This window comes from Elusimicrobiota bacterium, from assembly GCA_016218575.1.
Classification (GTDB): Bacteria; Elusimicrobiota; Elusimicrobia; order UBA1565; family UBA9628; genus JACRDN01.
Genome location: JACRDN010000017.1, coordinates 133,360 through 158,991, shown reverse-complemented (window position 1 = coordinate 158,991; position 25,632 = coordinate 133,360). Strand labels below are relative to the sequence as shown.

At 62.8% G+C, this 25,632-nt stretch carries 24 protein-coding genes; 15 read left to right on the top strand and 9 right to left on the bottom strand.

Translation table 11 applies throughout. From position 1 onward, the window contains the following. Position 1 precedes the first annotated feature (1 nt). The 5 genes from purQ (at position 2) to HY921_07220 (ending at position 5,171) form a co-directional block, all read left to right on the top strand. A complete protein-coding gene (purQ, locus tag HY921_07240; protein ID MBI5630661.1) occupies positions 2–775 on the top strand; it encodes a phosphoribosylformylglycinamidine synthase I in 774 nt (257 codons plus the stop codon). A 97-nt stretch (positions 776–872) separates the two neighbouring features. Then, positions 873–2,285, top strand: a complete 1,413-nt coding sequence (locus tag HY921_07235) for an amidophosphoribosyltransferase (GenBank protein ID MBI5630660.1) — start codon at positions 873–875, stop codon at positions 2,283–2,285. Beyond that, a complete protein-coding gene (purD, locus tag HY921_07230; protein ID MBI5630659.1) occupies positions 2,282–3,550 on the top strand; it encodes a phosphoribosylamine--glycine ligase in 1,269 nt (422 codons plus the stop codon). The genes HY921_07235 and purD overlap by 4 nt, the downstream gene beginning before the upstream one ends. A gap of 2 nt (positions 3,551–3,552) precedes the next feature. Next, positions 3,553–4,047, top strand: a complete 495-nt coding sequence (purE, locus tag HY921_07225; GenBank protein ID MBI5630658.1) for a 5-(carboxyamino)imidazole ribonucleotide mutase — start codon at positions 3,553–3,555, stop codon at positions 4,045–4,047. After that, positions 4,044–5,171 carry a 5-(carboxyamino)imidazole ribonucleotide synthase gene (locus HY921_07220; protein ID MBI5630657.1) on the top strand — a complete coding sequence of 376 codons (1,128 nt, stop codon included), beginning with the start codon at positions 4,044–4,046 and terminating at the stop codon, positions 5,169–5,171. Before purE ends, HY921_07220 begins: the two co-directional genes overlap by 4 nt. Here the strand turns inward: HY921_07220 and HY921_07215 are convergent. The 6 genes from HY921_07215 to HY921_07190 all read right to left on the bottom strand — a co-directional run bounded on the left by HY921_07215 (position 5,168) and on the right by HY921_07190 (position 12,169). Further along, positions 5,168–5,782: a tetratricopeptide repeat protein gene (locus tag HY921_07215; protein MBI5630656.1), complete on the bottom strand. Its 615-nt coding sequence runs from the start codon at positions 5,780–5,782 to the stop codon at positions 5,168–5,170. The two genes, HY921_07220 and HY921_07215, sit on opposite strands and share 4 nt — an antisense overlap. Positions 5,783–5,847: 65 nt before the next feature. Beyond that, complete coding sequence (locus tag HY921_07210; protein MBI5630655.1) at positions 5,848–7,332, bottom strand: tetratricopeptide repeat protein; 1,485 nt, start codon at positions 7,330–7,332, stop codon at positions 5,848–5,850. Beyond that, positions 7,332–9,479, bottom strand: coding sequence for an urea transporter (locus HY921_07205; GenBank protein ID MBI5630654.1), 2,148 nt, complete (start codon positions 9,477–9,479; stop codon positions 7,332–7,334). The genes HY921_07210 and HY921_07205 overlap by 1 nt, the downstream gene beginning before the upstream one ends. Next, on the bottom strand, positions 9,461–10,879 hold the full coding sequence (locus HY921_07200; GenBank protein MBI5630653.1) for a diaminopimelate decarboxylase: 1,419 nt from the start codon (positions 10,877–10,879) through the stop codon (positions 9,461–9,463). The genes HY921_07205 and HY921_07200 overlap by 19 nt, the downstream gene beginning before the upstream one ends. After that, complete coding sequence (locus HY921_07195) at positions 10,860–11,933, bottom strand: ATP-grasp domain-containing protein (protein ID MBI5630652.1); 1,074 nt, start codon at positions 11,931–11,933, stop codon at positions 10,860–10,862. The genes HY921_07200 and HY921_07195 overlap by 20 nt, the downstream gene beginning before the upstream one ends. Continuing rightward, entirely contained in the window at positions 11,930–12,169 is a 240-nt protein-coding gene (locus HY921_07190) for a PqqD family protein (protein MBI5630651.1), read from the bottom strand. Before HY921_07190 ends, HY921_07195 begins: the two co-directional genes overlap by 4 nt. Before the next feature lie 162 nt (positions 12,170–12,331). Here HY921_07190 and HY921_07185 point away from each other — a divergent pair, with 162 nt between their 5' ends. The 4 genes from HY921_07185 to HY921_07170 are packed head-to-tail and all read left to right on the top strand — an operon-like array spanning position 12,332 to position 15,500. Then, positions 12,332–13,084: a hypothetical protein gene (locus HY921_07185; protein MBI5630650.1), complete on the top strand. Its 753-nt coding sequence runs from the start codon at positions 12,332–12,334 to the stop codon at positions 13,082–13,084. Positions 13,085–13,131: 47 nt separating this feature from the next. Next, positions 13,132–14,271, top strand: coding sequence for a hypothetical protein (locus HY921_07180; protein MBI5630649.1), 1,140 nt, complete (start codon positions 13,132–13,134; stop codon positions 14,269–14,271). A 30-nt stretch (positions 14,272–14,301) separates the two neighbouring features. Further along, positions 14,302–14,913: a hypothetical protein gene (locus HY921_07175; protein MBI5630648.1), complete on the top strand. Its 612-nt coding sequence runs from the start codon at positions 14,302–14,304 to the stop codon at positions 14,911–14,913. After that, positions 14,910–15,500 (top strand): tyrosine-protein phosphatase, encoded by a 591-nt coding sequence (locus HY921_07170; protein MBI5630647.1) that lies wholly within the window; start codon positions 14,910–14,912, stop codon positions 15,498–15,500. The genes HY921_07175 and HY921_07170 overlap by 4 nt, the downstream gene beginning before the upstream one ends. Here the strand turns inward: HY921_07170 and HY921_07165 are convergent. The 3 genes from HY921_07165 to HY921_07155 all read right to left on the bottom strand — a co-directional run bounded on the left by HY921_07165 (position 15,497) and on the right by HY921_07155 (position 18,345). Beyond that, positions 15,497–15,871, bottom strand: a complete 375-nt coding sequence (locus tag HY921_07165; protein ID MBI5630646.1) for a rhodanese-like domain-containing protein — start codon at positions 15,869–15,871, stop codon at positions 15,497–15,499. The genes HY921_07170 and HY921_07165 overlap by 4 nt on opposite strands. 368 nt (positions 15,872–16,239) lie before the next feature. Then, entirely contained in the window at positions 16,240–17,169 is a 930-nt protein-coding gene (locus tag HY921_07160; GenBank protein ID MBI5630645.1) for a hypothetical protein, read from the bottom strand. Between the two features lie 72 nt (positions 17,170–17,241). Beyond that, positions 17,242–18,345, bottom strand: a complete 1,104-nt coding sequence (locus tag HY921_07155) for a trypsin-like peptidase domain-containing protein (protein MBI5630644.1) — start codon at positions 18,343–18,345, stop codon at positions 17,242–17,244. Between the two features lie 188 nt (positions 18,346–18,533). Here HY921_07155 and HY921_07150 point away from each other — a divergent pair, with 188 nt between their 5' ends. The 6 genes from HY921_07150 to purH are packed head-to-tail and all read left to right on the top strand — an operon-like array spanning position 18,534 to position 25,632. Further along, complete coding sequence (locus HY921_07150) at positions 18,534–19,466, top strand: aspartate carbamoyltransferase catalytic subunit (GenBank protein MBI5630643.1); 933 nt, start codon at positions 18,534–18,536, stop codon at positions 19,464–19,466. Next, complete coding sequence (locus HY921_07145; protein ID MBI5630642.1) at positions 19,459–20,763, top strand: dihydroorotase; 1,305 nt, start codon at positions 19,459–19,461, stop codon at positions 20,761–20,763. Before HY921_07150 ends, HY921_07145 begins: the two co-directional genes overlap by 8 nt. Further along, complete coding sequence (locus HY921_07140; protein ID MBI5630641.1) at positions 20,753–21,766, top strand: quinone-dependent dihydroorotate dehydrogenase; 1,014 nt, start codon at positions 20,753–20,755, stop codon at positions 21,764–21,766. Before HY921_07145 ends, HY921_07140 begins: the two co-directional genes overlap by 11 nt. After that, positions 21,763–22,452 carry an orotidine-5'-phosphate decarboxylase gene (gene pyrF, locus HY921_07135; GenBank protein MBI5630640.1) on the top strand — a complete coding sequence of 230 codons (690 nt, stop codon included), beginning with the start codon at positions 21,763–21,765 and terminating at the stop codon, positions 22,450–22,452. The genes HY921_07140 and pyrF overlap by 4 nt, the downstream gene beginning before the upstream one ends. Positions 22,453–22,477: 25 nt before the next feature. Continuing rightward, entirely contained in the window at positions 22,478–23,446 is a 969-nt protein-coding gene (locus HY921_07130; protein ID MBI5630639.1) for a phosphoribosylformylglycinamidine cyclo-ligase, read from the top strand. After that, positions 23,443–25,632 (top strand): bifunctional phosphoribosylaminoimidazolecarboxamide formyltransferase/IMP cyclohydrolase, encoded by a 2,190-nt coding sequence (purH, locus tag HY921_07125; protein ID MBI5630638.1) that lies wholly within the window; start codon positions 23,443–23,445, stop codon positions 25,630–25,632. The genes HY921_07130 and purH overlap by 4 nt, the downstream gene beginning before the upstream one ends.

Sequence of the window (25,632 nt, the reverse complement as noted above, 5' to 3'; positions counted from 1 at the left end):
CATGAAATCCCCCAAGGTCCTGATCCTGAGAGCCGCCGGCACCAACTGCGATCTGGAGACGGCCAATGCCTTCAAGTCCGTGGGAGGAAACCCGGAGCGGATCCACATAGACCAGTTGAAGAAAGGCCGAGTCAAGCTCATGGACTACGCGATCCTGGTCATTCCCGGAGGTTTTTCCCACGGCGACGACGTGGGCGCGGGCAAGATTTTCGCCAACCAGGTCCGGCTCTACCTCAAGGACTTGAGGCAGTTCGTGCGCCTGGGCCGGCCCGTCATTGGAATCTGCAACGGCTTCCAGGTCCTGGTCAAGGCCGGGATCCTCCCCTCCTCCAACACCTGCGACCAGACGGTGGGGTTCACGGCCAACGATTCGGGAAGGTTCGAGGCGCGCTGGGTGCACCTGCGCATCAACACGCAGAGCTCCTGCCTCTTCTTCAAGGGCCTGCCCGAGATGATCGAGCTCCCCGTGGCCCACGGCGAGGGAAAGCTGGTCTTGAAATCCCCCCGACAGCTCGAGGACTTGAAGAAAAATAAGTCCATCGCCCTCCAGTACGTGAGCGACGACGGCAAGCTTGCGGGATATCCCGCCAACCCCAACGGCTCCATCTTCAACATCGCGGGCCTGACCAACCCCGAGGGCAACTGCCTCGGCCTCATGCCCCACCCGGAGCGCTACACCTTGGTGCACCATCACCCCAATTGGACGCGCCAGACCTTCCGCAAGGCCAGCATCGGCCTCGAAATGTTCAAAAACGCGGTAGAATATGTTAAATAGGTGCCAGTCATTTACATTCTTAACTTACTTAACTTCCTCGACCTATAAGTTAAGTAAGTTAAGAATGTAAATGACTGGCACCTATTTACGCTAACTTATGTGCGGAATATTCGCGGTTTCGGATCATCCTGAGGCGGCGAAGCTCTCCTACTACGGGCTCTTCGCCCTGCAGCACCGGGGCCAGGAGTCGGCGGGGATAGTCACATCCCACAAGGGAGAGCTGCAGGCCCAGATCGGGATGGGGCTGGTCTCCGAGGTTTTCTCCAACCGCCCCGCCGCGGACTTGCCCGGGCGCATGGCCATCGGGCACGTGCGCTACTCCACGACCGGGGCCTCGCACCTCAAGAACGCCCAGCCCCTGGTTTTCAAGAACATCCACGGCCCCATCGCCATCGCCCACAACGGAAACCTCACCAACGCCATGGAGATGCGCGGCAAGCTCGAAAAACGCGGGGCGATTTTCCAATCCTCAACGGACTCTGAGGTGATCGTCCATCTCCTGGCCCGGCACCAGGGGCCGGTGGAGGACGCCGTCATCGAGAGCCTGCGGCAGGTGGAGGGCGCCTACTCGCTCCTGTTTCTCACCCCGACAAAGATCATCGCGGCGCGCGACCCGTACGGATTCAGGCCGCTGATCCTCGGCCAGCTCGACGAGTCCTATGTCCTGGCCTCGGAGACCTCGGCATTGAACCTGGTCAAAGCCCAGGTGCTGCGCGAGGTCGAGCCGGGGGAGATACTCATCATCGAGGGCGCCAAGCTCAAGGCGCTTAAGCCCTTCAAGGCCCCGACGCAGCCCGCGCGCTGCGTCTTCGAGCAGGTCTATTTCGCCAGACCCGACTCCAACATCTTCGGCCGCAACGTCCAGGCCGTCAGGCGAGAGTTCGGTCGGGCCCTGGCCCGGGAGATGCGGGGCCTTGCGGCCGACATCGTGGTGCCGGTGCCCGACTCGGGAGTGGCGGCGGCCCTGGGGTTCTCGGACGAGTCTAAAATCCCCCTGGAGATGGCCCTGGTGCGCAGCCACTACGTCAGCCGCACCTTCATCAAGCCCACCCAGGAACTCCGGGAGCTGGCCGCCGAGCTCAAGCTTGCCCCTGTTCCCGAGACCCTCAAGGGCAAGCGCGTGATCCTCATCGACGACTCGATCGTGCGCGGCACCACCTCGCGCAAGATCACCAAAAGCCTGCGCCAAGCCGGAGCCCGCGAGATCCACATGGCGATCTCAAGCCCCCCCATCGTCTCCCCCTGCTACTACGGCATAGACACCCCCCGGGCCAGCGAGCTCATCGCCAACCGCCACAGCCTGGTGGAGATCCGGAAATTCCTGGACGTGGACACCTTACATTACCTGAGCCTCGACGGGATGCTCCGGGCCGCGGGAGGCGGCGATCCATCGGGATTCTGCACCGCGTGCTTCACCAAGGTTTATCCGACGCCGATCCCGGATTACCAGACTCCAGACTCCCCCAAGGCCGCGGAAAGCGAACCCTCGGCGCCGGGAAAACTCCTATGAAAGTCCTTTTGCTGGGATCCGGCGGGCGCGAGCACGCGATAGCCTGGAAGCTGTGCCAAAGCCGCAAGCTCAAGAAGCTCTGCGCCGCTCCCGGCTCCTCGGCCATGGCGGAGCTGGCCGAGTGCGTGCCCATGGACATCCTGGAGCCCAAAACCGTGGCCAACTTCGCCAAGAAGGAGGGCGTAAACCTCGTTGTCATCGGGCCGGAGGGCCCGCTAGAGGCAGGGGTGAGCGACGCCTTGCGGGAGACCGGGATTCCCGTGTTCGGCCCGAGCCGCGAGGCGGCCAGGCTAGAGACCTCCAAGGCCTTCGCCAAGGAATTCATGTCCCGCCACTGCGTCCCCACGGCCCGCTGGCAGACCTTCCGCGACAGCGGACAGGCCCGCCAAGCCCTCCAACAATGGAATTTCCCAGTCGCGGTCAAGGCCGACGGCCTTGCCGCGGGCAAGGGGGTGCGGGTCTGCGCCTCGGCCCAAGAAGCCCTCGAGGCCGTGAAAGACTTCATGGAAGCCAAGGCCCTGGGCCGGGCCGGAGAGACCGTGCTCATCGAAGAGGGTTTGAGCGGCCCGGAGGTCTCGGTAATGGCCTTGGTGGACGGCAAGACCTGGCGCCTTCTGCCGCACGCGCGCGACCACAAGCGGCTCCTGGACATGGACCAAGGCCCCAATACCGGCGGCATGGGCGCCTATGCCCCGGCTTCGCTCCCCCCCCAAATATTGGGAGCCATAGAAGCCCAGATTCTCAACCCGGTGATGGCGGGCCTGGCGGTGGAAAAGCTCGATTTCCGCGGGGTCCTCTACGTCGGCGTCATGCTCACGGCCAACGGACCCAAGGTTCTGGAATTCAACGCCAGGCTCGGGGACCCCGAGACCCAGGCGCTCCTCCCCCTTCTCGACTGCGATTTTCTCGAGCTCGCCCAGGCCTGCGCGGAACAGAGATTGGACGGCCTTGAAGTCAAAAGCCTCCCTAAGGCCTGCGTCTGCCTGACGCTGACCTCGGAGGGTTATCCCCAGCGCCCGATCACCGGCCGGCTCATCTCTGGCCTCGAGGCCGCGGCCAAGACTTCCTCGGACGTGCTCCTATTCCACGCCGGAACCGCGCGCAAGGACGGGGGCTGGTACACCTCGGGGGGGCGCGTCCTGAGCGTGGCCGCCCTCGGCCAGAACCTTTCCCAGGCCCGGGAGAAGGCTTACGCCGCAGCCGGCCACATCAAATTCCAGGGACTGCACCTGCGCCGTGACATCGCGGCCAAGGACCTCGCGTGACCATGGCCAAGAAACCCCTCGTCGGGATCATCATGGGAAGCCAAAGCGACTGGCAGACCCTGCGCGCCGCCGCCGAGGTCCTGGCATCCCTCGGCATTCCCCACGAGGCCAAGGTAGTCTCGGCCCACCGAACCCCGGATCTCCTTTTCAAGTACGCGGGCTCGGCCGAGAGGCGCGGCATCAAGGTCATTATCGCGGGGGCGGGGGGCGCCGCGCACCTTCCCGGCATGGCCGCCTCCAAGACGACCTTGCCCGTTCTCGGGGTTCCCGTCGAGTCCAAGGCCTTGAAGGGCTTGGATTCTCTTCTTTCCATCGCCCAGATGCCCAAGGGCGTGCCGGTGGGCACATTGGCCATCGGGGAACCGGGTGCGGCCAACGCCGCGCATCTCGCGGCCCAGATCCTGGCTCTCTCGGACCCGGCCCTGCGCCGCAGAATACGGGCCTTCCGCGCGCGCCAAACTTCCAAGGTCCTGCAAGCCAAGCTTCCTAAGCCGTGAAGCCCGTCCTGCCCGGAGCCGTCATCGGCATACTCGGCGGAGGGCAGTTGGGACGCATGCTAGCCCTCGAAGCCCGGCGCATGGGCTACCGCACGGCGGTCTTGGACCCCGCCCCTCGCGGCCCCGCAGCGCAAGCGGCCGACCTCCACATCCGGGCGCCGGTGGACGACGCCGAGGCCGCCTTGAAGCTCGCCGCGGCGGCCGATGTCGTCACCGTGGAATGGGAGCTGATTCCCGCCGAGGTTCTGCGGAAAGTGGAAAAAGACAAACCCCTGCGCCCTTCCTCCCGCGTGCTCGAGATAATCCAAGATCGCCTGGTCCAAAAAGAATTCCTGGCCCGTCATGGATTTCCACAGACTCCATTCGAAGCGGTGCACGATATGGCTGGCCTTTCGACCGCGTCCGAGAGGCTGGGGCTGCCCGGCGTGCTCAAGGGCCGCAGGCACGGCTATGACGGGAAAGGCCAGCTTTCCTTAGAAAGCTGGCAGGACTTATCAGCCGCGGGGAACCTTCTCAAGGCTCCCTGCGTACTGGAGACTAAAGTCGCCTTCGAGAAGGAAATTTCGGTCATACTCGCCCGCGGCCAAGACGGCATGGCCGCGGTCTATCCCGTGGCCGAGAACGCCCACCGCCGGGGCATTCTCCATACCACCCGCGCGCCTGCCGGCATTCCAGAAACGGCGCGCCGCGCGGCCGAGGAGCTGGCTCTGGCAATCGCCAAGGCCTTGGGGCATGTGGGAGTGATGGCGGTCGAGATGTTCCTGCTGCCCGGCGGCAAGCTCCTCGTCAACGAGATCGCGCCGCGCGTGCACAACAGCGGGCATTTCACCTGGGACGCCTGCGCCGTCTCGCAATTCGAGCAGCACTTGAGGGCCGTGTGCGGCCTTACCCTGGGGGAGACGGATCTCTTTTCACCTGCCGTAATGGTGAATCTTCTGGGAGACCTTTGGGAAAAGGGCGAGCCCGCCTGGGAGAAAATCCTGGGCGTCCCTAACCTCAAGCTCCACCTCTACGGCAAGGACAAGCCGGCTCCGGGGCGCAAGATGGGGCATTTGACGCTCCTGGGGCCGGATCCGGCGGCCCTCCTCAAGCAGACCGAGGACTCGCTGGCTCTGCTGGGCTAGGCCGTTCCTTTCAACCCTTCCAAAGCCCGGGCGTTCTTCGGGCTCAGCATCAGGACTTGCTTGAACACTCTCTCGGAACCGCCCCTGTCGCCCTCGAGCTTGAGGCTGTAGCCCAAGCCCAAGAGCATTTCCACGTCCGTCGGGTAGAGTTTGATGATTCGAGCGTAGTACTTGACCGCTTTCTTGTAATCCTTTGCCTGGTAGTTGATCCAGGCGAGCTGGGAAAGGGATTTGTAGTTGTTGGGGTCTATGGCCAGCACCATCTCGTGGGCCCGGGAGATCTCGGCGGTCTTGCCGGCTGCCGCCAAGGGCAAGAGAAGCCCTTGGAGAGGTTCTATGGCCTCGGGAGCGATCTTGGCCGCGTTCTGGTACTGCGCGATGCTCTCGTTCCACATGCCGCCCAGATAAGCCAGCCACCCCATCCTCAGCCTATAAATGTAGCTGTCGCCCTCCGTCTCCTCCACGCTCCTCATCACCTTCATCGCTCCCGCGATATCGCGGCCGGCCTCGGCCGCATAAGAGGAAGCGATGACGTCCTGGAGCCGGCCCTGGGCCGCGGACCAGGACGGCGCCGACAACGCTGCGATCACTGCGAGTACGATGTTTCTCATTCTCTTCCTCCTTGATTAGAACATCAATCTCTCATCAACCTCCACAACGTTGTGGAGGTTGACTATTAATAACCAAATCTCGCGCTAAATCCGCCGACTAAAACCGAGGCCGTATAGTCCAACGTCGTCGCGGCGGTCACATTGGCCCGGACGCTGTCCCGGCCCCAGACGCCGAAGGCCGTGAGCCCCTTCCATGCCCAGGAAAGACCCAGACGCCAGCCGCTGCGGTAGAGGTCCTGGTTATTCGAAATCAAAGTCCCCCAGTCGTCCACGGCGAGCCGCTTTTTGCCGACGTAGCCCTTGGCCGTGGCAGTGAAGTTCCGCAAGGGCCCCAGAGCCAAGGAGGCAACGCCGGTGTTCAGCTTCTCGTTCCTGGAATTGAGGTTGATGTGCATGAGGGAAAAATCGGCGTAAATCAGGCCGCTCTTTCCGATCCCGATATGAGGCACGACCTGGGCCGCTCGGGACTGCGGGTAATCGGAGTAGGTGTAGGACCCCCCCGCGGAGAGAAAGCCTCCGCCGGCGCCCAACGCCGTCGTGTAGTTGAGCCCTCCCGTGTAGACATTGCCCTGATCGGTGACCGGGTCATTGACGTTGATGTGGTCGTAGGCTCCTATGAGCGAAAGCTTGGGCGTGAGGCTGAAGGAGGGCGCTATGTTTATTTCCTTTTGCTCCACATCCGCCGTGGGATCGGCGAAATCTATGACGGTACGGGTGTAGGAGGCGGTCAAGGACAGTTTCTTGTAGGCCATGGTAACCGGGACCGCTGTGCTGTGTCCCCCTTTTTTGAAGGCGATGTTCTTGTAGTCGAGCGCCGCGAAGGAGTATCCTGCCGCCACGGACAAGGTTCTGGGGCACCACTCAAGCCCCTGCTTGGCCGAGGCGTTCTCCGGGAACATCCTGAGCACGCGCTCGAAATTTCCCTTCGCGGCCCAATACCTGCCCGAATAGAATTGGGACCAGCCCCAGCCCAGTAGAGCATCCGCGTCCTCGGGCGTGAGGCTCAAAACGCGGGCGTAATGCCCGGAGGCGCTCTCATAGCGCCGCGCGGCGAATTCCTCGTAAGCCATGCGCAGATTAGCCTCGCGGTGGGCCGGGTTCAAACCGAGGAGGGCCTTGGCCTGGGCCTTCCACGAGGGATCTCCGCGCCCCAAGGCCGAGTAGAAAAGGCCCTCGACCGGAGCCTCCTCGCTTGGCCCGATAGAGGCGGCCAGCCGGTAATGGGCCTGGGCGGTGCTGAAATCCCCTAGAAGATACGACAAATAGGCGTAGCGCAGAACCAGCCAATAAATGTCCGGGCGTGCCTTCACCGCGGCGTCGAGCGCCCCACGGGCTCCCTGGAGGTCGCCGTCGGCCAGCAGAGCCTCGGACTTAACCGCGGCCGCCGCCAGGTCGCGGCTTGCGGGCGCCATTCCGGGATCAGGCGCCGTGGCCGGAGCCGCGGGGGCGCCTTTAAATTCCGGCGCTGGCACGGCCTCGGAATTTTCTGGCGGGCGCTGAAGCTGGGCCGTGGCCGGGACGGCCAACACCAAGAAGAACGCCGCATTCATTAAATTCCCATGCCGCATCTCTCCTCCTGTCTCACCGTCATGGCGCTCAACTCCACGCCGAGGCTTAGGCTTGAGACCGTGATCGTCACGGGCCCTCTCCCTTCGCAAAACACCGCTTGAGCCGTCAAATCCTTTAAAGCGCTCGGCCAGGGAACGGACACCTTCGATTCGACCGCCACCAGCTTGAGCTCGGCCGTCCGGGACGTTTCGACGAAACGACGCGACACTTCCACTCCGTAGCCGGGGATAAACGGCAGCAGAAACTCCGCGCCGAGCCTGGCCGCCCCGCGCATGAAGGAATTGAGAGGCAGTTCGTCTTTCCAGAACAGCCGCTCGGAATCGACCAGGGGGACCTTGGACGCGGCCAAGAAAAGGGAAAAGAGCAGAGATCCCGGCTTGGCCGAGCAATAGTCAAGGTAGAACATGTCGTGGGTCAGGTGGTAATAGAGGCGGGAGCGGTCCCTATCCGACTCGAGGTAGCGCCAGCCGTAGAGGTCCATGGCGGCCGTCAAGGTCTCGACATGCCGGCCCTTCCTGCTGGACACTTCGAAGGGATAAGAACTCCCAGTCACGAAATTGAAGGCGGCCTTGGTTGCCTGGCAGATGACAAGATTTTCCACTGTCTGGCCCTTCTGCGGAACGGCATGCTCGCGCAGGCAGGGGTTATCCCCGCCCTCGATATAGGCGGAGAAGGCGAAGGGCAAGGTTTCGCTCCCAGCCTCCGCCGTTTTTTGGAGATGGTAATGGATATGGGGAGTGGGAGAGCGCCCGGAATTGCCGCACAGCGCCACGGCCTCTCCGCCGCTCACGCGCTGCCAGGGTTTGACCTTGATCGAGCCTTGCTTGAGGTGGCAGATCAGGGAGAAGGTCCCGTCATCATGCTGGATCGAGACGTAATTGCCCCAATTGCGCTCGGTGTCTATGGAGCCGAGTTCATTGTCGGGTATGCCGTCCACGATTTTGGAGACGAACCCGGACTGGGGAGAGATCACCGGCAGGCCGTAGGCCGGGAAGCTGGAGAGCCGCCCCCACCCGGGGCGGGACTCATCCGACTCATCGTGCCGCAGGGAAAAATCAAGAGCGTGACGCCACTTGTCGATATGGGTGTGCTCTCCGCTCACCCCCTGGGTCACGCGCCAGGCCCCGATGAAGGGCAGGCGCAGCCCGGCTGAGGAGGCTCCCTTCTGGCGCAGGCGGTGGGAATGGGCGATGGCAAGGTTTTCCTCGGGCGAGGCGGCCGGGAAAAGCAGAAGCTCCGGGTCCCGGTTGGCCGGCCGCATCCGAAGGCCGGCGATGAAAAGATAGGTGACAGCCAGAAACGGCATGGACAAGACCCCTATCTGCGGCCCGATGGCCACGATGACGCCCTGACCGATAGGCACGCATAAAGCCGCGGCCATGGCGGCCATGCCGTAGGATGAAAGCGAAGGGACCGAGTAAATCCCTCCAATGGCGATCGCGGCCACGGCATAATTGTAGCCCTGGAAATCCCCGCCCGAAGCCGCGGCCGGGCTCAAAAAAGCGCCGGCGAGCGTGCCCGCGGCGTAGCCGATGATGGACAAGACCGTGGCGATGCGCGAGGAATACAGAAGCCCCGCAAAAACAAGGATTCCCGCTCCCGCGCCTCCGCAAAAGAAAACCGCGGCCACGGCCCTCAAGTAGCCCTCGACGGGAGGGCATGAGGAAAACCAGGCCATCGAGGGCAGGCGGGCGGCCTGCGCCGGCAGGCCCGCCGCGGCGTAGAGAAAAGCCGTGATCAAAACGAAGGCGAGGCTCATCTGGGGCAGGTTGAAAACCGCCTCGAAAATGGACCTGAGCGCGGAAATAGACAGGGCCGTCAACACCCCGGCCAGGACAAGGATCGGGATCAATTGCCAAGACGGCGAAAAGTGCCGAGCCAGAGCCAATCCGACCAAGAGGGCGTTGACGCTGTAGGGCCAGCCGCGGATGGAGGCCTGGTCAAAGCCTATTTTCCTAAGGAATAGCGCGCAAACTAAAGCGCAAAGAAGCCCGCAAAACCCGTGCGTTGGCTCGATCAAAGTCGCGGCCAGGAAAAGGAGGGCCGTCCCCTTTTTACGGGAGAAGTAAACCCCGGAATAGCCCTGGAGGACGGGCTCCAGGGCCTCGGCTATGGCTTTGATGACCATTCTTCTGTTTGTAGGGAAGGCGCGGCGAGCCTTTCCGGGAGATGTTCGAGGCAAGTCATGTAGGACAAGTCCTCCCTCTCCCGGATGAGCTCCGCCTTTCCGTCCTCGGAAATCATGACCACGGCCGGGCGCTCGTTGATAAACTGCAGCCACTGCGTCATGTTGTAGGCCCCGGCGTTCTTGATGAGGAGGAGGTTGCCCCGCGAGAGCGGGGGCAGCATCACCGACTCCCGGATCACGTCGATGGCCATGCAGGTGGACCCGTAAACGGCGGTGTCCTCCATGAGACTCTGGCTCTCCTCGGTCAAGGCCAAGTCGTGCTTATACCAGAGGGCCGTGAAGAGATTGTTGAGGCCCGAGTCCACAATGACGGCCTTTTTGCCGCTGGGAAGGGATTTCGCGGCCAGAACCGAGGTAAGAATGAACCCGGCCTCATCCACCATGGCGCGGCCGGACTCGAGGAACAGCGTCGGCATGTCGTCGAAGTTCCTGTAGCGGGCCACGATGGGCTCGGTGATGCAGGCTGCGTACTCGCTCAGGCTCGGGGTCACGTGCTCGCCCATCAAATAGGAGGAATGCAAGGTGTTGATCGAGGCGAATCCCCCTCCCGCGTCTATCCAATCGATTTGAATCCCGAATTCCCTGCGCAAGGCGTCGGAGAAGTCGAGGAGCTTCAACAGGGCCCTTCGGTAGGCCTCCGGGTCCAGAATGAAGGTCCCGATGTGGCAATGCAGGCCCTTGAGGGCGAGGAGCGGGGATGCGTTGATGCGCCGCGCCGCCTCCCAGGCTTGGCCCGATTCGAGATTGAAGCCGAAATGGCTCCAGGCCGGGTAAATCCCGGCGTCAAGATTGATGCGCAGTCCCATGGGAAATTTCTTGAAGGCGCCAAACGCCCCTTCTCCCTGGCCTTTATACGTGGCGGCCGCCGCTTTCTCGAGGAGCTGGAAATCGTCGAAATGGTCGATATGGACTCGAGCCCCTTCCCGGACGGCTTGGATCAAGGACTCCTCGCTTTTGCAGGGTCCGTTATAGATGATTTTAGATCCCGGCATTTGCATGGAGCGGGCCATCCGGTACTCGAGGGGAGACACGACCTCGGCCCAGGCTCCCTCTCGGTGAAGAAGGGCGCAGACGGCCTTGAGGTAGTTGGTCTTGTAGGACCAGCCGAAAATCGCCCGCGGGTAGCGGTGACTGAAAGCCTCCTGGGCCGCTCGGAACTTGCGCACGAGGGCCTTCTCCGAAACGATGTAGAGGGGAGTCCCGAACTCCTTGGCTAGGGCCTTCAAGGAGACCCCGTCTATCTCGCGGGTCGGCAGCTGGCAGCTGCCGCGGCCGTAATGGTTCATATGGCCCGAGTGGTGCCTGACGATCTGCGGCTTCTCATACTTTCTGGCTTCCATATTCATGGCATTCTCCGTCCGCGGTAAGGGCCTGGAGCTTAGACATCGGCATGATAAAATCCATCGCGCTGCGCATGAAAACCACGCCCGGCTTGTGGGGAGCGAAAGGCGCCGGCGTCCGTCCCAGGGCCAGCTCAAGACAGGCCAGAGGCAGGTTCTGACCCGCTCCCTGGGCCAGGTAAATCCAGGCTGGAAAGCGGGGATTGATCTCGATGATATAGTAGGCGCCGCGGCTCTTCATGACCTCAAGCTCAAGGGGGCCTCGCCACTTGAGGGCCTTGATCGTCTTGCGCGCCAGCTCCATCAATTTATCATCGGAAACCGTGACGCCCGCCCAGGCCTTGCCCTTGTCGGAGAGCTGCATCTTGCGCATGGGAACAGCACCCACCACGCCGCCCCGGCCGTCGCCTACGGCCGCCACATCGTATTCATCGCCGGGGACGAACTCCTGGACGACCACCGGCAGGCCCCACTTCTGGCGGATCTTCTCGAAATGGGCCGCGGCCTCCTGGGGATCGCGCGCGAGATACGCCTCGTAGAAAATACCCTTGATCAAAAGGGGGTAGCGCACCTCACGGTCCAGGCTCCAAAGCATGGCGGGATCGAAAAGGCTCAAGGACCGCGGCACAGGCAGGGCGTGCCGGGCCGCCATCTGGAAAAGCTGGTCCTTGGCACGCAGGCGGAATTGCTCCTGCGTGGGCAGGAAGGTCGCGATGCCCTTGGCCTTGAGCCAGTCGGACATTTGAATGATGGGCAAAAGCTCGGCGTCCAAAGTCGGGATCAGGGCGTTCAAGCCCGTGCGCTGCTTGATATAAAGGAGGCGCTTGAAATAGTCCTCGTGGCCCTGGGACGGATAGGGGACTAGAAAAACCTCGTCGGCCACGCCCTCGATGAAATTGCCGGCCTCCATGGCGTCGTAGGCAAGCCCCACCACTTTCCCGTTGAAGCTCGGGGAGGCCCTAAGCGACCGGATCACGGCCGTTCCCGGGGCGGGGCTCTCGTTGGCGATCATGCCAGAAACCCCCACCACCCGCTCCGGCGCCCGGTGGCTCAAGCAGCCAGCTCCTGGATCGAATGCAGGAAGTCCTCGACCCCGCGGTGAGCCTCGGCGGAATCGATGCCGTATTCCCGGATGACGTCGTCAACCATCTGTTCGGGACTTCTTCCCTCCCGGAGCAGGCAAATCAGCCGGCAGGCGGTGTGATTGAGCGAGAAGGTCGAGCCGGTCTTTGGGTCGAAAGCAAAGCCATTGTCGCTCACCTGCAGCCGCGCGATGAAATCCTGGGCCATGAGCCACCAGGGTACAGCGGCTAATTATGTTTGTCAATACCTGAAATTGATCTGGAATTGATCCAGATCAATGCGGGAAATTGATGGAAGTCCTATAATTAACCTAGGCCTTTTGGGTAAATTGACCTCAAGCTGCCCAATTCAATTTTTCGAGGATTATCCATGAACATCCCTCTACTAGCCGCTATTCTCGCCCTTGCCATCTCAACCGCCGGAGCCCAATCCCTGGAAAGGCTCTCCGTCTCGGCCGGCGGAGCCTTGGCCAAGGCCGCCGGAGAGGCCCTGGCCCCTCTTCAAGCCCGGGATATCTTTCGAGAATTTCAGGACGAGTGCGGGATCGTGGACGCCAAGATGCTGCGCCTGCCAGACCTAACCGAGGCCGTGGAGGCCCTGGAGCCCTGCTTCCAGAAAATTTCCGCGGATTACCGTGTTCCGATCTCGGTGCGGAGCGGACTCGTCAAGACCGAGGCCGATCCCACCGCGGGAATCATCCTCCTCCTGCCCGACGCGAGCCTCGAGCAGAGGGCGCTGGCCCGGAGCCTCGGCTATTCCCTGAGCCTCAGGAGCGGCTCCCTCTTGGGTTACCAAGCCCAAGTGCTCTTGAGAGACGACTCCGCGCTTGCCGCAAGCCACCTGCAGCAGGCCATCGACCGCTGCGTGCAGCCCATGGTCCTGCGCGACATCGACTCCGGAGCAGACTTCGTGCGCTATTACGGCCGCTGCGTCGTGGAGGAGCCGGGCCTCAAGGTCAAGGAGATCCGCCCGGCCCAGGGCCAGCGCCTGGCCGTGACGGTCCTGAGCTCGGCCGATCCCGACACCGTGGACGCCTTGAACGGCATCGTCTCAGTCCCAGGCCGGGCGGGCGAGGTGCGGGTCCTCGTGGTCGCCTATCCCGAGACCATCTATCTGCCTTAAAAGTCTGCCAGTTGCGCCGCCGCTCGCGTATTGGTAGTCTGACAGGAATGCCGGTTCTCCTCCTGCTTTTTTTATCGAGCCCCTCCTGGGCCACGGCCTCGGCCGTCCCACGGGGGCCCGTTCCAGTCAAGGCCGAGGCCTTCCCCGGCCGCTCCGGTCGAGAGCTCCCGGATCCTCCGTATAATTTCAAGAAAAGACCGGTCCCGGCCGAGGTGCGCTCGGCCTTGGAGCTGTTGGGCCATCGCTTTGATGAAAAGTCGGGCCTGATTTTGGGCCCGGAAGGGGCGCCCCTCTCCGTCGGCCAATACGAGGCCTTCCAACAACCCTTCAATTTCAAGAAGGGGTTGATCAAGGCAAGCGAGCGCTCCGACCTCATCGCCTACGGCTACCGCTTCGATGAGGAAAACGGGCAGATCTCCCTGCCTGCCCCGAGGCAAAACCAGCACCTCACCCGGCTGGCCCTGGAGGAGTTCCGGCGCTATATTTTTCTCCTCAACAGGCAGCTCATCCTGGAGCGCCTGCAGAATTTCCTGGCGCAATACGACCCGAACAAGCCTCTCCCTTTTGCCGCCCTCGACCAGGCTCGGGCCCTGGCCCGCGCCCAAAAGGGCGCGCTGCCCCCGGCTTTGGAGCAAGCCTTGGCAGGGGCCCAGCCCATCGCCGGGCCCCTGCGCGCGGCGGCCTTCGAGGCGTATCTCGCCTCCACGCGCTACTGGGACGGGGCCCAGGACAAGCTCAGAAACCTTCCTTACTCCATGCCGGTGATGCCGGAGGGGGCTCCCCGCCCGGCTCCCCCCGTATTCTACGACGACCTGGAGCGGGCTCTCAGCGCCGCGCTGGGAGAGGCCGCCATCGCTCACTTGAGTCAAAACAAGGAAGGGCTGGCGCTTTTATCCCGATTCAAGGGCGCCGGCGGAAAAATCCAGCTTCCCCCCTTCCTGATCTTGAAAATAGACCCCCTGGCCGGCGCCACCTACAATTACGCCAACAAGTCCATGATCTTCAACATGGAGTACGTCCTCAACGGAATCACGGCCGGCCTTCCCGATGAAGAACGCCAGAGGCTGCGCCGGGAGCTCGATACCCCGGCTAAGCTTGCCCGGCATCTCCTGGAACACCCCGAGGCCCGTCAGGCCTTCTTCAAGCGCTACGACGCCCAGATCATGCATGAGCTGACCCACGCCTAGCAGCACCTGCGCGACAAGCTCGTGGAGCACTTGAGCCGCGCGGCAACGCCGCTCGCCATCTACCTCGAGTACGAGCACGAGGCCTCCATCGAGCGAAACCGCTACATCTACCAGATGCTTCTCTCCAACCCGGACGCGGTCAAGGACAGTCCCTGGCTCGAGGATTACCGGCGGATGCTCGCGGATTTCGACCGCTGGAGAGACCGGATTTCCCAGCTCTACCTGTGGAGCTGGCCGCAATGGGCGGCGACCCTTCCCGACGCCGAAGCCATCCAACGGGGCCGGGCCCAGGTCTTGAAGCTCCTCATGGGAGAGGATGCGGGCCGCCGCGGCGAGGCGTACTGGCGAGAGCTTCTCTCTCGGCTCAACCTGGGCTCTGGGGAGCTTGCCCGGGTCAAGAGCGAGCAAGGCAGATTCCTCGAGAAGTTCTTGAGGGACGAATACCCGGAAATGAGGCGCAGGAGCTACCCCGCCCTCTCCAAGCTGTTTTTGAAGCAAGCCTTGAGCGTAAGAAACCCAACCAAGATATTTCGCTTCCTCGACACGGCTGAGAATTACGCCGAATTGATGACCGATGGGCCCGAGAAAAGGGCCTTGCTCGAAATGATCGAGGCCGCGAAATGGCGCAAGGAGGCTCGATGAAGAACTTTCCCACTTTGGCCTTGGCATTGATCTGCCTGGCTTATCCCGCTCCGTCCCGGGCCGCGCTGGACGGCGAGGCGCCCTTGGCGCGGGCCTCGGAACAGGCCGGGCAATTGGCGCGCAAGGCCCGCGAGCCCCTTCCCAATTTTCACGCCGTCTCGGAGGGGCTCTACCGCTCGGGCCAGCCGAGCCGAGAGGGCCTTGAAAAAGCCAAGGACCTTGGCATCAAGACCATCCTAATCCTAAAGCCCCAGGTCGAGCCGGAGCGTCGGGACGCTTTGGGGCTTGGCTTCGCCGTCGAGAATATCCCCATGTCGCCGGCGCGAGCCCCCTCCTTCCAGGAGATGGACCACGCCTTGGACATCGCCGCCGACCCCCTGAAGCGGCCCCTTCTTGTACATTGCTCCTTGGGGCGGGACCGCACCGGCTTTGTGGTGGCCGCCCAAAGGGTGACGGCGCAGGGCTGGGACATAGAGAAAGCGGTGCTCGAGGCCAAGTCCCACGGGTGCTGCTTTTTCCCCTTCGGGGACTTGGCGGCCTATCTCAAGCAATACCTCGAGCACCGCTCCCAGGGGCCGAGCCCTTAAGACGCCTTGCGCTCCACGGGAAAGTCCTTCTTCTTCCATTCCTCGATCCCGCCCACGAGCTCCTGGACCTTGTAGCCTTTCTCGGCCAATTGCAGGGCGGCCTTGGTGGCCAAGGCGCAGGTGAGGTTCCAGCAGTAAGTCACCATGGTCTTGTCCTTGGGGAGATTCCTCAGGTTTCCGCTCAACTCCTCGAGCGGGATGTTCTGGGCCCCGGGGATATGCTCCTCTTGGTAGGACTCCCGGTCGCGCACGTCGATGACATGCACCCCTCCTTTTTCAAGGTCGGCCTTCAACTGATGCGGCGTGGTCTCGAACCGAAGCTTGCTCTTGAAGTACTCCGCGGCGGTCTGCTCCGTCATCGTGGCAGGCATATAGCACCTCCGTGCTTCTCTCAATACATTATAAACTGAAAGGGCCCATCTCGCGCATGGGCCCTATCATCGGGCAATCCCGATCAGAACGACACCTCCAATAGGAGAACCAGCAACTATCGTTATTTCCAGGAGATAACCAGAGACTGGTATCAACAAACGACAACCGCCAAGATCAAAGACGGCTCATATGTTTCTAGGCGGGAATGGACCGACCACACTTCTTATGATATGCGGGTCCGCAAAGCCGGCCCTTATCTCATTGGTCAACTCGTGATCGTGAATTGGAAGGAAGGGTATAAACCCGGGCAAGTCCCGTATAATTGCTATTACTTCAAAAGAATAGCGGACTAACAGGGAGCGCGCCGTTATTGAATCACGCGCGAGAACTGCTCGACGGCCTTTACGTCCACGCGGCGCACAGCACTTCGTAGGTCCTGGCTGATGACCTCGCCCGCAACACGGCAGAAGTCCGCGCTAGTGGCCTTGCCGGCGCCCTCGGCGCGCAGCCGCTCCACGGTTTGGCGGATCCAGCTTGCGCCCGATTTCTCGGCCGCGGCCGATATGACATAGTTGGCCGAGGCATAGGCGTGCTGGACGTCGTGGGGCAAGGCCCCGGAAAAAGGCCACCAGGTTTTCTCGCTTTCTAGGTCCACGGCCGCGGCGCCTCCCAGTTGACCCAAAGCCCGCAAATAGCCCTTCCTCGTGTAGGCGCAAGCCCCTTTCTGGAATAGCGCGCAGGCCTGGGTCGCGCAGTAGTCCGCTATCCCTTCGATCCACCAGCGACTCGTGACGGTGGCGCTCGTGAGGCTCCCCTTGAACAAGGCGCTTTTGAGCCCGCCGTCCACGCTCTCGTGCACCATGAAAGGAAATACCAGGTAGGCGTCGAACTCGTCCTTGAACGGCAAGGCCGCCTCCTTGGGAGCCCGGACAAGGCAAGGAACGCCGCCGACGTTGAGCCAATGGGCCTCCCGGGCCTTGGGCGGCAGGATTTTCCGGTCCGAGACCAGGACCAAGCCGTACACCGAGAGCGGAATCCCGACGATGCCTTGGGCCTTGCGGTACATGAGCTCTAGGACACTCGCCGCCTGCCTCGAAAGCCTGTCGGTTTTCGCGTCGTGGTATATCAGCACGGGGCTGTTGTACACGGCCTCAAGGCCCAGCTCCTCCACGCTCACCGAGGGCGCTGGCATGGGAGCGGCAAATTTCAGGTTGAGCGGAGCCTCACCAGTGGAGAACACAGGAACGGCGGCCAGCGACAAGAGCAGGGCAAGCGCGCAAAGGTAAAACTTATCCACAAAAACTTCCCGGGAAATTTTTGTGGATAACCCCGGCGGCGGGAGCCGTCCGGCCGCCGAGCTTGCCATTATTTATACTCCCCGAGGCAAAGCCTCGGAGGTGAATTCGATGTCCTTGGGCAGGGGCTCGTCCTTGCCGGCCTGGAGATTTACCTCCAGCATTTTCCCGCCCCGGGAGATGACGAGTCTCACCTCGTCGCCGGGAGCCAGATTCCGTATGGCCCTGATGAAATACAGCTGGGCCTCCTTGGGATCCTCGGGCAAGGCCTTCCCGTTAACCTTCAGAATGAAGTCCCCCGGCTTGAGCTTGTCGTCCGCCGGCCCTCCGGGTTCCACTTGCCAAACGGCCAACCCCGAGGGCGAGTCCTTCTTGCTTGGGTCTTTTGCAACCGGACGCACGAAGGCCCCGATCTTGGCGTTGTCCAAGTTCCGCACCTTCCTATATTGGTCCAGGGCCAGCCAAACGTCGGGAGCCCCGATCGCCAAAAACAGCCCCTGGGTCGTTTCTGGATAAGCCATCCAGGTGTTCACGCCGATGACCTTGCCCCTGGCTTCTTGATTTTCCGACGCGGAAATCAGGGGCCCTCCGGAGTTGCCCGAATTGACGACCGCCGTGATCTGAACGCAGGTGTGATACCGCTCTTTGACCCCGCATTTGCGCAGAATCCCGCTGACGATGCCCAGGCTCGCCGAAAAATCGAATCTCTTGGGGTTTCCGAGAGCGATGACGTCTTCCCCCTTGCGCGGAGCCGGCCTTTTGTCGAGCTCCAGGGGCTCGAAGGCGGGCCAATTTTTTTTCTCCCCCTTGAGCCGGAGAAGAGCCAAATCCCGCCTGTCCCCATGGCCCTTGGCGAGCACCAAAGCCGCCAGCCCCTTGCGGCCGTCCGCGAAAACCACGGTCATTTCATATGAAACGGTCATTTCATACGAAGAGGGCCGAGTGCGCTCCCTGATGTCGCCGACTTTCGCGTCCAAGAAATCCGGTTTGGCCTCCTCGGCCACATGGGCGTTGGTGACGATCAACCCGTCGGCGTCTATGATGAAGCCGGTGCCATGGCCCGAGGGCCAGCCCTCCAGTTTGACAACGGCCTTCTCGGACTTTTCTATCAAATCTTCCTTCGATAGCGAGGCGGCGGCGGGGCGCCAAGAAAGCAGAACTAGAAGGAGAATTTTCATGACCCAAGGGTAGCCTTCAACCCTGCCCCTGTCAAGGGCCAGTCTTGTCTCCTACGAAAAGCGGGAGAAGTAGCGCGTCATTATACGGCTTCAAACTATTCACATCTCCTCCCCAAACGTGAAATCCGGTTGAACCGCAGGCTCAAAAATTGATTTAATGTATATAAATCCCCACGGACCGGAGGCTGGTGACGCAGAGAAGCTGGGACCGCAAGGATCTCTTGGGCCTTGAAGACTTGAGCGCCGCGGAGATCGAGAGCATTTTAGACGCCGCCGTTTCTTTTAAATCCTCCGAAGCTCCCAAAAACCACAGCAAGCTCTCAAACCGCACTTTGGCCTTCCTTTTCTCCGAGCCCTCCACGCGCACGCGCTCCTCCTTCGAGGTCGCGGCCAGAAGGCTCGGGGCCGAGGTCCTGGGGTTCTCCGCCGCCTCATCGAGCCTCCTCAAGGGCGAGAGCCTGCTCGACACCGTGAGGAACCTGGAGGCCATGGGAGTGGACTACTTCGTGGTCCGCCACGAGCTCTCTGGAGTGTTGATGCCGCTCGCCCCCAAGACCAAGGCCTCCCTCATCAACGCAGGCGACGGGGCCCATGAGCACCCGACCCAGGCCCTCCTCGACCTCTTCACCTTGCGCGAGAAGAAAGGAACCCTCAAGAAACTCAAGGTCGTCATCGTGGGAGACGTTGCCCACAGCAGAGTGGCGCGCTCCAACATATTCGCCCTTCTCAAGTTCAAGGCCGCCGTCACGGTCTGCGGGCCCACGGCCCTCATCCCCCATGACATCGCGTCGCTCGGGGTCTCGGTGAGCCAGGACCTGGACCATGCTCTCAAGGACGCCGACGCCGTGAACGTGCTGCGTCTGCAGCTCGAGCGCCAGAAGGAGAACCTCGTCACTTCCCTCAACGACTACTACCAGGCCTACGGCCTCACGGCCGAGCGCCTGGCAAAAAACCCCGACTGTATGGTCCTCCACCCGGGGCCCATGAACCGCGGGGTCGAAATCTCCTCTCAGGCGGCCGATGGCCCGCAATCCGCCATTTTGGAGCAGGTCAAGAACGGGGTGGCGGTGCGCATGGCTGTCCTCTCCCTCATCGAAGGCTGGAGGGCCCGCCATGGCTGAGCGGCTTCTTGTAAAGGGCGGACTCGTGATAGACCCGTCCCAGAACATCGAGTCCGTCCGCGACGTCCTGATCGAGGATGGAAAAATCGCCGAGGTGCGGGCAGGACTCTCCAAGCAGCCTGGCCTGAAGGACGCTCCCGTTCTAGACGCCCAGGGGCTATGGGTCATTCCGGGGCTTATCGACATGCATGTCCACCTGCGCGAGCCCGGGCGGGAAGGCGACGAAACGATTTTGACCGGCACCCGGGCCGCGGCGCGCGGCGGAGTGACGACCGTGCTCGCCATGCCCAACACCGAGCCGCCCGTGGACACGCCCTCGGCCGTGAGCTTTGTCAAATCGAAGGCCGTCGCCGAGGGCGCTGTGCGCGTGCTCGTGGCAGGAGCGGCCACCGTGGGGCAGAAGGGCGAGAGGTTGACCGAGATCGTGGGCATGGTCCGGGCCGGGATCTCGGCCGTAACCGACGATGGCCGGCCCATGATGAATTCCGAGCTCATGCGCCGGGCCCTGGAATGCTGCAAGGACTGCGGCATTCCCTTCATCGACCATTGCGAGGACGAGCATTTGAGCGCGGGGGCCTGCGTCAACGAGGGCCGGGCCGCCACCGCCAAGGGCCTGCGCGGGATGCCCTGGGCCGGGGAGACCGTGATGGTCTCGCGCGACATCGCGCTTTCGGAGCTCACCGGAGCCCACGTGCACATCGCCCACATCAGCGCGGCGCAAAGTGTCACGGCCGTGCGCCTGGCCAAGAAGCGGGGACTCAACGTCACCGCCGAGGCCACTCCCCACCATTTCACGCTCTGCGAGGAGGACGCGCCGGGCTACGACGCCAATTTCAAGATGAATCCGCCACTGAGATCCGCCCGCGACCGGGAGGCGGTCCTCGAGGGCCTGGCCGACGGAACGATAGACGCCGTCGCCACCGACCACGCCCCCCATGGTCCGGGCAAGAAGGCCCTGGGCCTGCCCTTGGCCCCCTTCGGGGTGATCGGGCTAGAGACATCGCTGGCGCTGGGGATCACTCATTTGGTGGGTAAAAAAATACTCTCTCCTAAAAAATTACTGGAGCGCATGAGCGCGGCCCCGGCCCGGCTTTTGGGGCTCAAGGACAGGGGAAGCCTCAAGAAAGGCATGCTGGCGGACATCGCTTTGGTGCATCCCGGGGAGTCCTGGACCGTGGAGGCGCGCTTCGAGTCCAAGAGCCGCAACAGCCCCTTCATCGGGATGAAGCTCAAGGGCCAGGTGCGCGCCACCTTGGTCGGGGGCCGCGCGGCGTTCCGGCACGATCATGCTTTATGAGAAGCTCCTGCGCCCGCTCCTTTTTCGCATGGACCCGGAAAGGGCCCATGAGATGACTGTCTCCCTCCTCGATCTCTGCCAAAAAATTCCCGGCGCGCCGGGAGCGCTGCGCTCATGCTTTAGCGCCCCCGGCGGTCTACAGGTCAAGGCCTTTGGCCTGGAATTTCCCAATCCCGTGGGACTGGCCGCGGGCTTCGACAAGGACTGCCGCTTGGCCGGGGTCCTGCCGAGCCTCGGCTTCGGCTTCTTGGAGTTGGGCTCGGTCACCTTGAGGCCCCAGCCCGGAAATTCTCGGCCCCGGGTGTTCCGGATTCCGGAGGCCGAGGCCGTGGTCAACCGCCTCGGCTTCAACAGCTCGGGTGCCGCGGCCGCGGCCGGCAATCTCGCCTCGCTCAGGGCCCGGCCCGTGCCCATCGGCGTGAACCTGGGACTCAACGCCGACTGCCCCAGAGAGCGAGCGGCCGAGGAGTATGCCGCGACCTTCAAAATCCTCGAGCCCCATGGGGATTACTTCGCCGTGAACGTGAGCTCACCCAACACCGCGGGGCTGAGGGACCTCCAGCAGGTCGAGCGGCTGGAAAAAATCCTGGGCGCGCTGCAGGCCGCGAATAAAAAGGGAAAGCCTATCCTCGTCAAGATTTCTCCCGACCTCTCCGATGGTCAACTCAAGGACGTGGTGACTCTCATCCAAAAAATGGCCGCGGGGGTCATCGCCACGAACACGACCCTCTCCCGCGAGGGCGTTCCGGGCGCAGAGGGTCTCCAGGGGGGCCTCAGCGGCGCGCCGCTTCGCAGGAGGGCCACGGAACTCATCGCCGATATTTCGAGGCTCGCGGGCGGGAGGCTCCCCATCATCGGCGTGGGCGGGATCTCGAGCGGCAAAGACGTATTGGAGAAGATCGCCGCAGGAGCCTGCCTGGTTCAGCTTTACACCGGGCTCATCTACCGCGGTCCGGGAGCCGTCGCGAAAATTCTCAGAGAGCTTGGGGACTTAAGGACATGACCGAAGTCATTGTGGCGCTCGACGTGGACACCCTGAAAAGAGCGGAAGAGCTGTTAAAACGCCTCAAGGGAGAGATATCCTTCTATAAAGTGGGTTTGCAACTTTTCACCGCCCACGGCCGCCGCGCGGTGGAGCTCGTCCAGCGCCACGGCGGGAAGGTCTTCCTGGACTTAAAGCTCATGGACATCCCCCAGACCGTGGCCCACGCCGTGGAGGAGGCGCAGAAGCTCGGCGTGGAGTCGGTCTCTTTGCATCTTCTGGGCGGCTCGGACATGGTCGCGGCCGCGGCCAAGGTCAAGCCCCGCCCGGAGCTCTGGGGCGTGACCGCGCTCACGAGCCTTCGTGCCGGGGATTTCCGGCGCCTGGGGCTGAGGACCTCCCTTCCCGCCTTGGTCAATAAGCTCGCGCGGGTGGGCTTGAATCACGGGGCCGACGGGATCATTTGCTCGGCTCTCGAAGTTCCGTACTTGAGGAGAAGTCTGAAGAACCTCTCCCCAAACTTCATTACGCCCGGCATCCGCCCGGCCGGAACGGACCTCCAGGACCAGAAGCGGGTCATGACCCCGGGGCGGGCCGCCCGGCTCGGGATCGGGCGCATCGTGGTGGGACGCCCGATCACGGGAGCATCCGATCCCGCGAAGGCTGCGCGGGATATCCTGGAGGAAATCGCCGCGGCGCGCAAGTGAGGCCGCGCGCTTTAGGGGCCGCTTTATGCTGACTTATAAAAAAGCCGGGGTGGATATTGACCTGGCGGACAAGCTCGTGGATTTCATACAAAAGAAAGCCCCGGCCATCGGGGGCTTCGCTGGGCTGTTTCCACTCCCCATCAAGGCCGAGGAGCCCCACTACCTCGTGGCCTGCACCGACGGGGTCGGGACCAAGCTCAAGATCGCCTTCGAGCTCGGCCGCCACGAAACCGTGGGCATAGATCTCGTGGCCATGTGCGTCAATGACCTCGTCACCTGCGGGGCCAAGCCCCTGATTTTCCTGGACTACTACGCCACGGGCAAGCTCGACCTCAAGCGCTCCAAGGCCGTCATGTCCGGAATCCTCGAGGGCTGCCGCCAGGGGCATTCCTTGCTCCTGGGGGGAGAGACCGCGGAGATGCCTGGTTTTTATCCTTCCGGGGAGTATGATTTGGCCGGGTTCTCCGTCGGCATCGTGAAAAAGTCAGAGATCATAGACGGCCACAAGATATTCCCCGGGGACCTCCTCCTCGGGCTGCCGTCCTCCGGATTCCATTCCAACGGATTTTCTTTGGTAAGAAAAATTTTTAAAGGCCCTCTTCTTAAGAAGAGGGGCGCTGAGCTCATCGTCCCCACCCGAATTTACGTGGATGACATCCAGCGACTGTCCAAGGGCCTGGCCCAAAGCGGCGACATCATCCTGGGGCTCTCCCACATCACCGGCGGAGGGCTCGTGGAGAACGTCCCGCGCTTCCTGCCCAAGGGCTGCAAGGCCGTGTTCCATCAAAGCGCGTGGAAAGTGCCGCCGATCTTCCGAGAGCTTCAGGAAATCGGGCAAGTGCCGGAAAGCGAGATGTGGCGCACCTTCAACATGGGAATCGGGATGGTCGCGGTCATCCGCCCCGGCTGCCTGCCCCTGGCCCGCAAGTTCCTGCCGGAAGCCAAGCTCATCGGCGAGATCGTCAAGGGCAAGGCCGAGGTCCAGATCAAGTGACCAAAATCGCGGTATTCGCCTCCGGGGAGGGAACCAACCTCCAGGCCTTGATCAACGCCTGTGCCGCGCGGCGCATCCCGGGGCAAATCGTCCTGGTCGTGTCGAACAAAGCCGAGGCCGGGGCCCTGCGCCGCGCCAAGCGCGCGGGCATAGAAGCCGTGGTATCCTCCCCGAAAGACTTCTCCACTCCCGAGGAGTACAACGCGAATCTGGCCCAGCTCTGCCGGGAGCGCGGCGTCGAGCTCCTGTGCCTGGCGGGCTTCATGCTCCAACTGAAAGCCCCCCTCCTCAAGGCCTACGCCTGGCGCATCTTGAACATCCACCCGGCCCTCCTGCCCGCCTTCGGGGGCCCCGGCATGTACGGAGCCCGTGTGCACGAGGCCGTGCTCAAGGCCGGGGTCCGGGTGAGCGGCTGCACCGTGCATTTCGTGGACGAGTTTTACGACCACGGCTGGATCGCGGCCCAGGCCACGGCCCCGGTCCTGCCCTCCGACACCGCCGAAACCCTCTCGGCGCGGGTGCGGACCCAGGAGCATTGGCTCTACCCAAAGGTCGTGAGGCTGTTCTGCGAGGGGCGCCTGGAGGCCACCGAATCCGGCGTGAGGACGCTCCCTTCGCACAACGACAAATCCTCCCGCGTCAAGCGCGCCTTGATCTCGGTCTCGGACAAGACGGGTTTGGCCGAGTTCGCCCGCGGCCTTGAAGACATGGGAATCGAGATCGTTTCCACCTCGGGTACGGCCAAGGCCCTGCAGGAGGCGGGCATCGAAATCCGGCCCCTCGACACTGTCACGGGGTTCCCCGAGATTCTGGCCGGGCGGGTCAAGACTTTGCACCCCAACATCCACGGGGCGATCCTTCTTCGGCGCAAGGACCCCTCCCAGGCGCGCGAGGCAGAGTTGTTCGGGATCGAGCCCATAGATCTTGTGGTCGTCAACCTCTACCCCTTCGCCCTGACCGCGGCCAAGGCCTCCTCGCCCTTCCAGCAGGACGTGATCGAGCAGATAGACATAGGAGGCGTGGCTCTCATCCGGGCGGCGGCCAAGAATTTCGAGGACGTAGCGGTGCTCGTCTCGCCCTCGGACTACGGGCCCGTGCTCCATGAGCTCGAGAGCCGCCAAGGCCAGCTCGGTCTCGAAACGAGGAAGCGCTTGGCGCTTACGGCCTTCCAGCACACCGCGGAGTACGACGCCATGATCTCCGCTTCCTGGGCGGGCTCCGCCGTCCGGGCCGGAGAGAAATTCCCTGCTGTTTTAACCGTGCGGCTCTCCAAGATCCAGGACCTGCGCTACGGGGAGAACCCCCACCAGAAGGCTGCGCTCTACGCTTGGCAAGACCAGACGGCGCCCGCGGCCAGGCAGCTGCAGGGAAAGGGGCTCTCCTACAACAACTTCCTCGATGCCTACGGGACCTGGGACGCGGTCAACGAGTTCGACGGGCCCGCCGCCGTCATCTTCAAGCACGTAACACCCTCCGGCATCGGCCGCGGCGCGACGCTTTTGGAGGCCCTGCGGCAGGCCTGGGCCTGCGATCCCCTCTCGGCCTTCGGGGGCGTGATCTCCTTCAACCGGGAAGTGGGCGCGGACGTCGCCCAGGAGCTTGCCCAGCGCTTCGTCGAGGTGATCGTGGCCCCCGGCTTCTCGCCGGAAGCCCTAGCGCTCTTCGCCCAAAAGAAGAACTTGCGTCTCCTACTCCGCCAGGCTCCCCCATCCGGCGCGCTCATACTTCGCTCCATCGGCTCCGAGGTCCTGGTGAGCGACCCCGACCGCGCCGCCTTCGGCCCGGACTGGAAGGTCGCGACAAAGCGCGCGCCGACCAAGGCCGAGGAGGAAGCCCTGCGCTTCGCCTGGCTAGCCGCCAAGCACGTGAAATCCAACGCCATAGTCCTGGCCGGGCCCGAGGCCACGGTCGGGATCGGGGCCGGGCAGATGTCGAGGGTGGACTCCGTGCACATGGCCGGCGTTAAATATAAAATATATTTGCGGGACAATCCCCCGCCTGCGGCTTTGGTACTGGCCTCGGACGCGTTTTTCCCCTTCCGGGACGGAGTGGACGCGGCCTCCACCTTGGGAATCTCAGCCATCATCCAGCCGGGAGGCTCGGTCAAGGACCAAGAAGTGATCGCCGCGGCAGATGAGCATAACCTCGCCATGGTGCTGACCGGGATGAGGCATTTCAGGCATTAA

Excerpts from the sequence above, each read along its gene's own strand:
- purQ (MBI5630661.1), top strand. The coding sequence starts at position 2 with ATGAAATCCCCCAAGGTCCTGATCCTGAGAGCCGCCGGCACCAACTGC.
- HY921_07235 (MBI5630660.1), top strand. The coding sequence starts at position 873 with ATGTGCGGAATATTCGCGGTTTCGGATCATCCTGAGGCGGCGAAGCTC.
- purD (MBI5630659.1), top strand. The coding sequence starts at position 2,282 with ATGAAAGTCCTTTTGCTGGGATCCGGCGGGCGCGAGCACGCGATAGCC.
- purE (MBI5630658.1), top strand. The coding sequence starts at position 3,553 with ATGGCCAAGAAACCCCTCGTCGGGATCATCATGGGAAGCCAAAGCGAC.
- HY921_07215 (MBI5630656.1), bottom strand. The coding sequence starts at position 5,782 with ATGAGAAACATCGTACTCGCAGTGATCGCAGCGTTGTCGGCGCCGTCC.
- HY921_07210 (MBI5630655.1), bottom strand. The coding sequence starts at position 7,332 with ATGAATGCGGCGTTCTTCTTGGTGTTGGCCGTCCCGGCCACGGCCCAG.
- HY921_07205 (MBI5630654.1), bottom strand. The coding sequence starts at position 9,479 with ATGGTCATCAAAGCCATAGCCGAGGCCCTGGAGCCCGTCCTCCAGGGC.
- HY921_07200 (MBI5630653.1), bottom strand. The coding sequence starts at position 10,879 with ATGGAAGCCAGAAAGTATGAGAAGCCGCAGATCGTCAGGCACCACTCG.
- HY921_07190 (MBI5630651.1), bottom strand. The coding sequence starts at position 12,169 with ATGGCCCAGGATTTCATCGCGCGGCTGCAGGTGAGCGACAATGGCTTT.
- HY921_07185 (MBI5630650.1), top strand. The coding sequence starts at position 12,332 with ATGAACATCCCTCTACTAGCCGCTATTCTCGCCCTTGCCATCTCAACC.
- HY921_07180 (MBI5630649.1), top strand. The coding sequence starts at position 13,132 with ATGCCGGTTCTCCTCCTGCTTTTTTTATCGAGCCCCTCCTGGGCCACG.
- HY921_07170 (MBI5630647.1), top strand. The coding sequence starts at position 14,910 with ATGAAGAACTTTCCCACTTTGGCCTTGGCATTGATCTGCCTGGCTTAT.
- HY921_07165 (MBI5630646.1), bottom strand. The coding sequence starts at position 15,871 with ATGCCTGCCACGATGACGGAGCAGACCGCCGCGGAGTACTTCAAGAGC.
- HY921_07155 (MBI5630644.1), bottom strand. The coding sequence starts at position 18,345 with ATGAAAATTCTCCTTCTAGTTCTGCTTTCTTGGCGCCCCGCCGCCGCC.
- HY921_07145 (MBI5630642.1), top strand. The coding sequence starts at position 19,459 with ATGGCTGAGCGGCTTCTTGTAAAGGGCGGACTCGTGATAGACCCGTCC.
- HY921_07140 (MBI5630641.1), top strand. The coding sequence starts at position 20,753 with ATGCTTTATGAGAAGCTCCTGCGCCCGCTCCTTTTTCGCATGGACCCG.
- pyrF (MBI5630640.1), top strand. The coding sequence starts at position 21,763 with ATGACCGAAGTCATTGTGGCGCTCGACGTGGACACCCTGAAAAGAGCG.
- HY921_07130 (MBI5630639.1), top strand. The coding sequence starts at position 22,478 with ATGCTGACTTATAAAAAAGCCGGGGTGGATATTGACCTGGCGGACAAG.